At 44.2% G+C, this 12,230-nt stretch carries 6 protein-coding genes; all 6 read right to left on the reverse strand.

What is annotated here, in order from left to right:
- Nucleotides 1-105: 105 nt before the first annotated feature.
- The 6 genes from GN111_RS05625 to GN111_RS05650 all read right to left on the reverse strand — a co-directional run bounded on the left by GN111_RS05625 (nt 106) and on the right by GN111_RS05650 (nt 12,083).
- Nucleotides 106-1,767, reverse strand: a complete 1,662-nt coding sequence (locus GN111_RS05625; RefSeq protein WP_155302814.1) for a methyltransferase domain-containing protein — start codon at nt 1,765-1,767, stop codon at nt 106-108.
- A 67-nt stretch (nt 1,768-1,834) separates the two neighbouring features.
- Nucleotides 1,835-3,694 carry a tetratricopeptide repeat-containing sulfotransferase family protein gene (locus GN111_RS05630; RefSeq protein WP_155302815.1) on the reverse strand — a complete coding sequence of 620 codons (1,860 nt, stop codon included), beginning with the start codon at nt 3,692-3,694 and terminating at the stop codon, nt 1,835-1,837.
- Nucleotides 3,695-3,707: 13 nt separating this feature from the next.
- Nucleotides 3,708-6,185: a tetratricopeptide repeat protein gene (locus tag GN111_RS05635; protein WP_170302145.1), complete on the reverse strand. Its 2,478-nt coding sequence runs from the start codon at nt 6,183-6,185 to the stop codon at nt 3,708-3,710.
- A gap of 238 nt (nt 6,186-6,423) precedes the next feature.
- Nucleotides 6,424-7,371 carry a tetratricopeptide repeat protein gene (locus tag GN111_RS05640; RefSeq protein ID WP_155302817.1) on the reverse strand — a complete coding sequence of 316 codons (948 nt, stop codon included), beginning with the start codon at nt 7,369-7,371 and terminating at the stop codon, nt 6,424-6,426.
- Between the two features lie 143 nt (nt 7,372-7,514).
- Nucleotides 7,515-9,854: a tetratricopeptide repeat protein gene (locus GN111_RS05645; protein WP_155302818.1), complete on the reverse strand. Its 2,340-nt coding sequence runs from the start codon at nt 9,852-9,854 to the stop codon at nt 7,515-7,517.
- Between the two features lie 360 nt (nt 9,855-10,214).
- Nucleotides 10,215-12,083, reverse strand: a complete 1,869-nt coding sequence (locus GN111_RS05650) for a motility associated factor glycosyltransferase family protein (RefSeq protein WP_170302146.1) — start codon at nt 12,081-12,083, stop codon at nt 10,215-10,217.
- Nucleotides 12,084-12,230 lie beyond the last annotated feature (147 nt).

The raw sequence follows: 12,230 nt of genomic DNA on the forward strand, positions 1-12,230 counted from the left end.
AAAAATTTTTAGGGATCTTTTTAGAGCTGACAATATTTAAACAGTATCCTGTTATCTATCACCACATGGATTTACTGTAACTTGGATATAGGAAGGCTTGCATGATTAACTTGGAGGTATGACTACATATAAATGATAAAAAGGACCCAACCCATTATCAGATAAAGGGCAGGGCTTATCATGAAGGATTCTAGCGCCTAATTTGTTAAATATTTTGGGGTAATTCCAAAAGTAACTATAATCAGCTTTGGCAAAATTTTTTGCATTTATGTTGGCATCGATGAATGGCTCTATTGCGATAAAATAATGTTTTGATATTCGCAAAAGCTCCACTAAAATTTTTTCCATGTCAGGTAAATGATCCAATACTGAGACTGTAAAAACGGCGTCATACTCTCCATCTTTCATTGATGATAATTTTTCTTCACTACCAATTTTTAATGGCAGATTATATTTTTCTTTCCCTAATCTTATTGCATCTTTATTAATATCAATTCCAAAAAGATCTATTCCAGGGATATCCCTCCTTAAGCAATTTAAGTTTCTACCAACATTACAACCAAACTCAAATATACTTTTGATTTCACTTTTATTGTTCAAATAACTGACCGTCTGAACTATGGTGGAGCTTTGTCTGCCTTCCGTATAATAATGCTCAATGACCTTTCTTTCACACCAATATTCTTTTGCCTTAATATCCTCTTTTGGTTCATAAATATAATCATTCGATAAAGGTTTTTTAATAATTCTATGGTAAAATTCAACTAATCGCCCAATTTCGCTTTCATATGTAAATATGCGTTTGGAAAAATCTATCGATTTTTTCATTTGATTAAGTCTTGGTAACTGCTCTATGATATCCGATGGATTTTTGAAAACCACGCCTACCGGATTGTCTTTAAAATAATCATCATATGTTTTAAGGGCGGAAGCGATTATTGGCAAACCTGCAGCTTGATATTCATAAAGTTTATTTGCAATTGTAGAATCTAAAAAACGTTTGTTCCCCTTTTTCAGATTAAATGGTATTATACCGAAATCATATTGAGTCATTACCTGAATGATTTCTTTAGGCGAAACCGGATTGTAATAACTCACATTTTCATATTTCATAAAATATTCAGACAACTGCTTACTAAAAAATGTAGGATAAATATGTATTTGGAGATCCTTCTCAGCCAAGTAAATAAAAATTTCGGTAAAATCTCTATGGGCAGTTCCACCAACACTTCCCTCGTAGACGATATGGACCTTCCCATCTTTTTCCGAAAGCTTAGGAAGTAATCTTTTTGGAAGATCGCCTTCAGATGCAAAATTATTGAATACAACCGAAGGGCCTTCTACACCGTATAACCTCTCGGCTTCTTTCAACTGGTAGGAAGTGGTATATACTCTTCCAGCGGAACCTCGATTGGCAACACCTTCAAAATAGGATAAATTTGAATTTCCACCTGCTCGCAAAGATATAAGATCGTGAGTATCATGGATGACCGGAGCGTCACCTGCGAGGGCCGCAACCGTGAGGATATCAGGCTCGTTATGGCAGTGAATAATGTCATACTCTTTTGATATATCCCATAGATGGCGCATATCTCTAAGATGAATAGACTTATTGTAAACATTGTCGTCAAGCCCCTTGTACATTTGGCTTAACCTAGCTTTTGTATAGGCCAAAATAACTTTATGGCCTACTGAACGTAAAGCAACAGCCATTTTGTAATTTCTGATACACGGCGCTTCTTGTACAAACAATATTTTCAAAACCATTTTTTGTTTCCTGTTTTCTGAATTGTGTTTTTGAAATATAGAATAATTTTACAATATTTTTATTTATTTAATTCTCTTTGGTTCCCAAAAATGAATGTAAATGAAATAGGTATTTTTTATAATTACGCCACAATTCTATGGAATCCTTATAGAACGGTCGACGAACTTGTTGCGTGCTTGCGGTCATTACCGGACGGCGAGAACGATGAAAGTTCAAACAATCATCACTCCAATCAAGATTACAATATTCGATGATCGCCCTTACATGATAGTCGGGGTCCGAAACCAGTTCTTCGTAGCAAATATCATAAATACAATCAGGCGAAACATCATGCCAATGTTTCATCAGGTCTTGATACAACCGGTAATAGAATCCTATTTCTTTTAGACTATGCGAATATTTATGCAATTTGGTAAAGTTTGTTTTAAAAATAGAAAAGCAGGTATCCATTGGAGAACGACGGCAATGAATAATTTTGGCTTGTGGAAGAATCAATTTGATCATTCCCACGAATAAGAAATTTTGCGGCATCTTATCGGTGATAAAGCGGGCCTTTGGAGCCAATTTACGGATTTCCCGGACATAGGCCAAACCAATTTTTTTGAAATCTTTAGGTCGAAGCATATGTATATATTCCGGAAACTTTCCCTTTCCATACTCTCTACTTTTGGCTGAAAGGATCGCATCCAAGTGATATAGTTCACCTGCTCCGAAGACGTCCGGATGAGATGACAGGATCTGTTCTACAAGGCTCGTACCAGAACGCGGCATTCCTATGATAAAAATGGGTGTCTGGTCGTCGCAACCGTATCCATTCCTCTCTTTGATCCAGTCTTCACGAAAAACAGTTTTTATCGAGGCGACTTCATTCTTAATGATGGTTTCATCATAATCAAAAGTCTTTCTTCTCAACCGATTTCCCTCCGCCATCAGCTGGAAAGACCGATCATAATTCTTAAGATCTCCATACGCTTTGGATAGTGCAAAATTCAAATGGATTTTCTGGGAAACTGAAAGTTTTGGATCTGCAAGCAATGTTTCCATTGCAACAACAAACCGATCCTTTTTCTTGAAATGCCTTAGAGCTACGATATGAGCATAGGCTTGAACATGATCGGGCTTTACGCCAATTGCATTTTCCCAGCAAGATATGGCCGCTTTATCATCACCCAAAAACATAAATGCATTGCCCATATTGCCAATCGCGCGATGGAAGTCAGGCTTGTATTGGATTGCTTTTTGATAAAACTGGACGGCTACTTGAAATTGCCCTTTATCTTTCAGCAGGTTCCCCAAATTGAAATAGGCTTCGGGAAAATCTGGCCGATTTTCAATTGCCTTTTTATAATATTGTTTGGCTTCATCCAACTTACCGAGTTTATGGTTAAGAAGACCGGCTTGATGCAGTGCTTCAGGAAAGTTAGGGTTGATCGACAACGCCTTGCGGCAAGCCAGCATTGCTTTGTTGCGATCTCCTTTCTTGCGGAAAACAATCGATAAATTGTGATGCGTATCCGGCAAATTTGGGTTGATAATAAGCGCTTTCTGAAAAGCTTTTATGGCTTTTTCCAGAGAATCGAGTTTCAGGTACAGGATTCCGATGTTGTTGAGGAGAACAGGGTTGTTGCTGTTGAATCGCAGGGCAATTTGCAAGTGATGCAATGCTTCGTCCAATTTTCCCAACGACTCTAGGGAGACACTCATGAGATTTCTAATGTCAGAATTTTCGGGTTGCCTTTGTACGCCAAGGGTTAATGCTTTGACGGCCTTTTCATGGTCTTCTTTTTTTTGCAGCGATCTAACGTATTCCAGATATGCAGAAAAATCATCCGGTTGCATTTGCATAGCTTGACGATACAATCGTATCGCCCTTTCGATTTTTTTGCGGCCCTCTGGCACGGCTTCCCTCAACTTATTTCTGATCATCTTAAAGTAGACATCATTTCAACAATTTTCCGTCATAAGCTGCAGTGACGGCACGCTCGAAGAAAGATTCAAGTTCTCTGACATCTTCAAGATTCTCAAACAATATACTGGATTTTTGTTTTATTTTTTTTCCAATCTGTTCCCTCCAGGGATGGTCATGGGCCAACCGGTAAGCGATCTCAGCATACTCGTCTGCATCCTCGGCGATGCAGTCCGACACACCGATTCGACGATAATATCCATAAGTGAGCCGGCCGGCCATCTGTGAACTCGGCCAGGTGACGACCGGAACACCAAGTGCAAAACACTCTAAACTTGTGTGACCACCGCTGAAATAGATTGAATCGATAACGGCATCTGGCAATAGGAACAATGATACAAACTGCTCGCGCGGCAATCTTGGAAGAAAAAAGATCTTTTGACGTGCATCCGGATCAATCATCTCCAACCTTTTAACAATGAGTTCGTTCCAAGCGCTATGCTGCCCGTCTAGCAGCAAAAGCATTGCATCCGGGTCCCTTTTGAAAATTTTGCCAATAAAATGATCAAAGTCGGGGTGAAGTTTAAAAAGGCTCTGCAGGCATGCATATGTGGTCTTGTCGGTAGGCAAACCCAGTTGTTCCGATGTCAGCTTCTTTTTCGGAAGTGTTGGTCGCTGGATAAAATAGCCAAGCGTATCAAGCTGGACCAACTTTTCCGAGTAATTTTCTGCAGCGTTCGAAGGTTCGGTAAATTTTGATGAAATGAAATAATCGATAGCCGGGATCCCCATGGTAACCCCGAAACCCTTTTTGCATTGTACCGGTGCAAAGCGTGTGAATGCGATAAAGTAAGTGAGCGGATCGAGCCCTATCTCAGGATAGAACACGACATCCATTGAATATCTGGCAATAATTTTCCTGGCAGATTGAAAATCATTAGGCAGATGAACCAACTCGTCCGCAGATTTGGCTATTAATCGGGAAAGTGAATCGTCTTTCCAGTCAAAGGCAAACAGAATCAGTTCAAACTTGTCCTTGGCAAGGTTATTGATGATCCCATGATAGAGATTCCCGATCGTACATGAGTGAAAATAACGGGACACCATGCCAATTACAATTTTATCGGTTTTTTGCTTTTTTAATGACGGTGAAGTCCAATTTAAATCCGGACAGACCTTCAGATAAAATGAGGCGATTTTCTTTCTGATGTTTTTCTCATTATACCCATGAAGGGCCAGAGAAAAATTGGCTATTCCCACTTGGGAAAAAGGGTCTTGGATGGTATCTTCTCTGTCAAGCAGTCGATCCAATTCAGTATTGAATCGTCCTCTAATATCATCAATCTCGCTTTTGGATGTATAAATCTGGGGAATAAGCATGCATTTTTTGATTTCAGTGGCAAAGTCGCGCCGGATCATTAACGATTCCCCAAGGCAGGCGATCGCTTCTTCGTACTGATTGGTATCGTGATAAACCAAGGCCAAGTTATGATAAGCCGAAATCAAGTCCGGGTTTAAGGTTATCGCGTTTTGAAAATGCCCGATTGCTGCTTTGTAATCTTTCATCATTTTATAAACGACGCCCAACCCGTTGAACAGTCGTGCATCGGATGGAGATTCATCGATCAACTGGCGATATTGTTCCATTGCCGCGGTGTATCTTCCATTCTTTCGCAAACAATTGGCAAGATTATAACGCGCTTCCCTAAAGCCGGGTTGGGCGGAAGTGGCCTTTCGATACCAGGTTAGCGCTTCTTCCGACTTGCCCTGCACCAAACAAAGGTTTCCCAGATTGTTCAGGGCCTCCGGAATATCCTTTTTAATAACAAGAGCAGACTCATAGGCACGCCGCGCCGATTCGATCTCTTTATTAACCATATAAATGGTGCCTGTGTTGACATGTGCCTCGTAAAGCTTGGGATCGATGTCCAGGGCTTTGCGGTAGTGGTTCAATGCCAGGTGATATTTGTCGAGTTTTTGCAAGGCCAGCGCCAGGTAAAAGTGGTTCCCACTATTTTCCGGTTGTATTCGAACGGTTTTTTCGAATGCTTGGAAAGCCTCTTCAAATTGTGTGTTGTTCAAATGAATATTTCCAATTAGAAGGAGTGCCTCAACGCAGTCCGGCTCCAGGAGCAGCGCTTTTTTCAGCATGGCCATCGCTTCCTCGGGCATGCCTTCAGCAGACAGGGAGTGAAAAAGGCCGATGAAGACGCCTGCGTCCAGCGAACCCAGAACAAGCGTTTTTCGATAGCACGCCGTCGCCTTAAGAAAGTTTTTTTGGCGCCTGAAGGCATCACCGAGGCTTTTCAAGTATCCGGCTTGTATGCCATCTGCAGCAATTGCCTTTTGTATCAGCCTAATGGCTTTTTCTGGTTTTCCGTTTTCGATTTCCAGCCGGGCCAAATGATGCAAGGCCGTAAATTGGTTCGAATCCAGAGCCAAGACTTTCTCATACCATTTCATGGCTTCCATGGGCATCCCCAGCTTTTCCGATGCAATCGCTTTTTGCATATATGGTCCGATTATAGCTGGGCGGCCCGTTCTTTCATTTGGATTCAGATTTGATTGCAACCATTCTTCTCCCGGCCATGCTAAGACGAACGAAAACATGAAGCCCTAAACAAGGGGTTCTCGACACTGTCATGCTAATCTTGACAACATCCTAGCTTCGGTTCCGTCAGTTCTTCCCCTTGACACCCCTTTTTAAAAACATTCCCAAAAGATGCTATCCTTCCATATTAACGGCTCTTTATTGTTCTGGGCTTTTCGCCAGTTTATCAAGTGCCTCACTGGCTTCTAGATTCCAAGGTTCCACATCAATTACACGCTCATAAAATGTTTTTGCAGATTCCGTTTTACCCATTGCAGAACAGATTTTACCGGCAACCATCAACACATCGATATCCTCAGGATCGTCGGTGAGTACCGACAAATAGATCTCCAGCGCATTTTCCACTTCGCCGTTTTCGATAAGATAAAAATCGGCCAGATTTTTCTTGAAATTCGCATTCTCGGGCTGCAATTCCACCGCCTTTTCGTAAAACTGCTTGCACAACTGCTTGTCCCCACGCTGATAATACAACACCCCCAGATCGTTATACGCTATCGCGAAGTCTGGGTGTTTTTCCACCAATGTTTCAAGACCGGCGAGTGCGGCATCGATCTGCCCGCTGTCAACTAATTCCTGACAGCGCCTGTAATCGGTCACCGGATCCATATCCCCATCGACATGTTCCCCCTTCTGCTGGATGCGGTCCACGAACTGTTGGGCCTCGTCATTCCAGGGTTCGATATCCAAAACCCGATTGTAGTGATCCAGGGCATCTTCGAACTTCTCGAGGGAAACGCACAAGTGTCCGGCAATCATCAATGTCTGAATATCGTCGGGCCTTAATGAGAGAATACTTTCGTACAATTCCAATGCTCGGGCCACATCCTTCTTTTCACTGTATAAAAGATCCGCTAGATTTTTCAGGTATAACGGATTCTCCGGTTCCAATTGAACGCTTAATTCATAATGTGTCAGCGCCTTGTCCAATTGGCCAGCCGTATAGTATAGGTTTCCAAGATCGAGCTGAGCCGGTGCAAAACCATTGTATTTGGTCACCAACTGGTCCAGTGCTGCGATCGCCTCGTTGTATTGTTGCTGTCCAATCATCTCTTGAATTTGTTTGTACCTTTCCTCGCAAGTCGGCATTTCTTCACCTTTCTTTTTTCGGTCATCAAAACATTTCTACGCCATTCGGCGTTTTGGTTTCTCCGTTGAAATAAGATCGACTATAGATTCCATTCGTTTGGCGGTCATCTGTTGCCTGATGCTTACACTTTTTAAGGCGTCCTTCATGCGCACCGAAGGCACTCCTGTACCTCTATCCGGCGAAGCAGTTGACCGGATCGATATCTATGGATCATTTCCTGATAAGCACTTTCAAGATTCCTTGTGAATCGGGAAGTATCGAACAGCGGCTCCGTCAACCGATTTTTGCCGACTTTTTGTTTCAACATTCCAAACAGCCCCGGATCGGTTGCGAGCTTCACGGCCAGATCCTCGTATTTTCCTATTTCATCAACGATCAATTCGGGAAGAGCGATGGCTTGCAGAATGCTCGCCGAAACCCGGGATGCGAAATGGTCCCCCTTTAGCGTCAGCACCGGTATGCCGGCCCACAGGGAATCGCTGGTGGTTGTATGGCCGTTGTATATTCTCGTATCGAGCGACACGTCCATCAATTGCAGTCGTTTCAGATGTTCGTCCTTAGGAAGCTTTTCGAGGAAAATCAAACGATCCGGAGCCACATCAGCCCGGATCGCTTCGCGTTTGATATTCCGCATAAGGAACCTTTCTCCCGTTAATAAACACAAAACACTCTGGGGAACCCGCTTCAATATCCGCATCCAACAATCGAACATCACGGGCTCCAGTTTGTAATGGGTCGCGAACGAACAGAAAACAAAAGCGTCTTGGGGGATGCCGAATTCACCGCGATACATCGTCCGGTCGGAGATTTTCTGTAAGTTGTCATTGGCTTGATAACAATGCGGCATATACACAACGGATTCTCCGAAATGGGAGGCATGATTGGCCGGCACGACGATTTTATCGGCAATGATATAATCGATGTAATCCGCTCCCGTTGTTCCGGGATATCCCAAGTAGGCGACGTGGATCGGCGCCGGTCGTAGCGCGTTGATTCCCAATCGGCTTCCTTGTGTAAACCCCCTCAAATCAACCAAAATGTCGATTTGTTGTCTGTGAATCAAATCCGCCGTCTCTCCGTCGCTTAACCGAAAAATATCGAAAAACCGATCACTATCCTTCTCGATCCGTTTTCGGTAGATACTTCCGTCATTGGCACCGTAAGAGAAGCAATAGATGCCAAATCGGGAACGGTCATGATGCCGAAAGACACCGGAAATCAACTGAGCCCCCGGATGATTTCTGAATGTGTTTGAGAGATATCCGATCCTTATGACTTCACTGCCCCCCCCACCTTCATCGAAGTTATATTGAGGAGACCTTTTAGTTTCTGCCATCCTCCGGCTCCAAGATGAAGCTACCTTCATATTCAAGGCAGGGTCGGCGTGCCTGGTAATATTCTGGAAAGGGGTCTCGTCTGGAACTGCACCGGCTTCCAACGACCGATGGGTGAAATCGTCCAGTTTTTTGTCTAACACCTTTAAATCTTTCCAGGAACAAAGTTGGTAGAGCAACCTTACAAGGTACGCACATGCCTTGGTGTAGGTCGGATCGATCCGCAAGGCCTTGCGATAACAGGAAAGCGCTTTGCATTTTTTGTTTAAATATCCCCAAGTGATGCCCATATTCAACCAGGCAACGGCATTTGATGGTTTGAGTTTCAAGGCTACTCTGTACCAATGCAATGCCCTTTCATAGCGTCCTTGTTCCTGCAACGCATTACCCATATTTGCATGCACCGCATCGGAACCGGGATTGAGTTTGATCGCTTTTTGAAAACATTCGATGGCCTTGTCGGCCATATTTAAAACCAGATAGGCGGTTCCCATGTTGTTGTAGGCATCGAAATGGTTCGGCTTATATCGGATGGCATCGCCATAATACCTTATGGCCTCTTCGAATCTGCTGGTCTCTTGATAGGCCAATCCAATGAAATAATGGGTTTGGGCGTGTCCTGGTTTAATACGCAGTACCTGTTTATAACTTGCTATTGCTTTCTCGAATTGCTGCTTTTCATGGAAAAGCATGCCCAAATTGAAATGCGCCCTCAAAAAGTCTGCATTCGTGCGGATAGCCATCGTGTAATACTTCCGTGCGTTCTCGCCATCCTTTAGCATATGGAAAGTCTGGGCCAAATTGCAGCATGCATCATCATATTCCGGTTTCAACCGCATCGCTTCGCGGTAGCAGGAAAGCGCTTCTTCATATTTCCGGCCCTTCCTGAGTACCGTACCAAGATCATTGAAAAAATGTGGATTGTCAGCTTTTACAGCAATTGCCTGCCGGATCAGGTGCTCAGCCTTATTCAGGCTTCCTTTTTGATATGCGGAGGTACCCAGCCTATGCAGCTGTTCAGCGGAATCGGCGCCCTTGAGGAAAATGTTGTTCACGCAGGCCCCTTTATCTTTGCGGTGCTCCATCGAATAAAAAGGATTTCGATTCATCCGTTTTAGCACCGTCTTTTTTTCGGGTTTTCTCCACATGATTTCCGACAGATGCCAGTCATTTTCCTGTGCTATAATTTTCTTTTATGCCAACCTTAGTCCTCGCCGGATATGTCATTATAATGACCTACGCCCGTTGTTCCATTGACACTGATCCGGCCAAATGGCCTCCAATATGAAGCCAGAGGCCAATACAACTCTATTTTCATAACTTAGCGAAAATTATGAGCAACACCTATGCCAAATTATTTCACCTGGATTTGCATCCTATGTTTTCCAAAAAGTACACTTAATATCAAAAACCAAAGGGGCTGGCATAATCTGCCAAGCCCCTTCGGGAAAAACCACAATATCTTATCTATCCTTATATCAGAAAACGTTGCCTTTGATGTTGCTCTCTCATAAGCCGTTTTTATTGACTTCCTGCAGCGAACCGATCAGGATCGAGACATGTTCGGCGAATTCCGTCAACACACGATACCGTGCCAGCAGCGTCTCCAAGCGATCAGATATTTTTTTTTCTCGGGAGCTATTCACACTTGCTGCGATCTCTTCCTCTCTTTTAACGATCGCTTGCTCATCCTGCAGCATAGCTTCAAGAAAAATGCGAATGACACGGTCGTATTTTTTTATTAACCGCCCATAATCATCCATGCATCGATCATACATATCTTTCAAGTCACATTCGACATCTCTGTTGGATAACGTTTGCGACACATTTTGAGCATCCGTATAGCCGTATCCGCAATTATCTTTCAATTCGATCAATCGATCGTTAACCAATGACAATAAGTCTGAAATTGCTGTATGGTCGTGCTGCGGCGACCAGGTTATCGCATCCAACACCCCTTTTACATCAACAGGCTTTTGTAATTCTGTGTCGATGACCTGTTCCAACGGTTTCAGCTCGGCCCCGTTGATTAAAGCGCCTCGTAAACTTGTACTGATAACTCGGCATGGTTGTCGTTGGATGTTCTGCTCCAAAACCAACCGATCGGTAACCAACTGTGGTGGTGAAAAAACTGTATTGCCGTCAGCCCCTGGGATGGCAATCAATTTTTCCTTTGGCGGGATCTGGGTGAAAACCGATCCCTTTGCATGGCTTTGTCCGTCCAGATAGGCTAAATCGACTCCGACCAGAACAATCGGATCGGCCCCCATGGCCATGGCCAGCGATACTGCCAAATGGGTAACCGAAGTCATCGGCGGGACAGCGCATTGAAGATTCAGTTCGGCATCGAACCAATCCAATACCAATTTGCTGTAGGCTGTCATGCCCACCTGCCGGGATCCCAGAAAAGAGTGGACATTCTCAGGGTTGGATTCAACGCCGAATGCAAGGATCGAGTCGCACAGTTTCTCCATATTCGGCTTCAGTTTCGCGATATTGGCCGGATGGATATCGGCGGTGGCAACGATATGGGGGCGAATGCTGGCGCTCAAAAGGCTGCCGACGGCCGAGTCACAGGCAATAAGCAGCGTATTTTTTACCCTTTTCAACAGCGGCAGGGCCTGATTCAAAGAAGGACCTGCCGCTATACATATGGCCGGGATATCCTTAAACCGCCCCCGCAATGCACGTAGTGGTGCTCCCTCAAGCAACCTGGGAAGATTTGCTACGGAATTGGCCAGCATCTGTCCGCCAAAACGTCGGATCGTATGCCACCTGTCTCTGACTGATCGGATCTGGTGCGTTAAATCGGACACTAAATGACCATACCGCTCATCAATCATGTAATGGCGATAGGGATGGATAAACAACAGCGTTCGCCCGACGGGAAGGATATTCTGGCAGTCTCCGATAACGCGCTCCGCATTGGCATCGTTTCCCAAATAGATCTTCAACCGGCTGCAGGCAAGCAACGTCTCAAGATCCGTGTTTTCAAGGGCAAGTTTCAACAATCCCGGAAATGGTTCGACGATAACGATGCGCGGCCTATTCGTATACATCCGGACGGCATCGAGCGCGGCACGTCCAAGCCCGATTCCAATGAAAAAGACGACGTCGTAGGATTCGGGTGAGTTGGCGGCTGCAACTTTTTGACGCAGTTGGTCATCCTCCCCTTTCTGATAAAACGGTTGCGATCTCCCGTCGCCGCATTGAACGTAAATGGTCCGGAGACGATTGTTACCCTCGGCCGTAAAAAAAGGTTGGGATGCGTCGCCAATAGACGCGTCCATGCGCTTAGCGGCTTTGGGGAATCGCTTTTTCAGCAGCGCCGCATTCCTTCGATAAATATCAGCCTGACCCGTTCCAGGAATACTCATTTGACTCCTATTGGATTTCAAATGGCCGATGGATATAAAATGATGATCCAATTTCCGTCGGGACGATCCATTCCACCAAGAATCGATCTGCCAATTATCATTCATACAAACTTCATACCAAAAAAGGCCATGCTTTTCGGCATGGCC

The organism is Desulfosarcina widdelii (assembly GCF_009688965.1).
In the GTDB taxonomy this organism is placed as follows: Bacteria; Desulfobacterota; Desulfobacteria; order Desulfobacterales; family Desulfosarcinaceae; genus Desulfosarcina; species Desulfosarcina widdelii.

What these genes read in the sequence shown, in the direction of transcription:
- GN111_RS05625 (WP_155302814.1), bottom strand. Translation starts at nt 1,767, where the DNA reads ATGGTTTTGAAAATATTGTTTGTACAAGAAGCGCCGTGTATCAGAAAT.
- GN111_RS05630 (WP_155302815.1), bottom strand. Translation starts at nt 3,694, where the DNA reads ATGATCAGAAATAAGTTGAGGGAAGCCGTGCCAGAGGGCCGCAAAAAA.
- GN111_RS05635 (WP_170302145.1), bottom strand. Translation starts at nt 6,185, where the DNA reads ATGCAAAAAGCGATTGCATCGGAAAAGCTGGGGATGCCCATGGAAGCC.
- GN111_RS05640 (WP_155302817.1), bottom strand. Translation starts at nt 7,371, where the DNA reads ATGCCGACTTGCGAGGAAAGGTACAAACAAATTCAAGAGATGATTGGA.
- GN111_RS05645 (WP_155302818.1), bottom strand. Translation starts at nt 9,854, where the DNA reads ATGTGGAGAAAACCCGAAAAAAAGACGGTGCTAAAACGGATGAATCGA.
- GN111_RS05650 (WP_170302146.1), bottom strand. Translation starts at nt 12,083, where the DNA reads ATGAGTATTCCTGGAACGGGTCAGGCTGATATTTATCGAAGGAATGCG.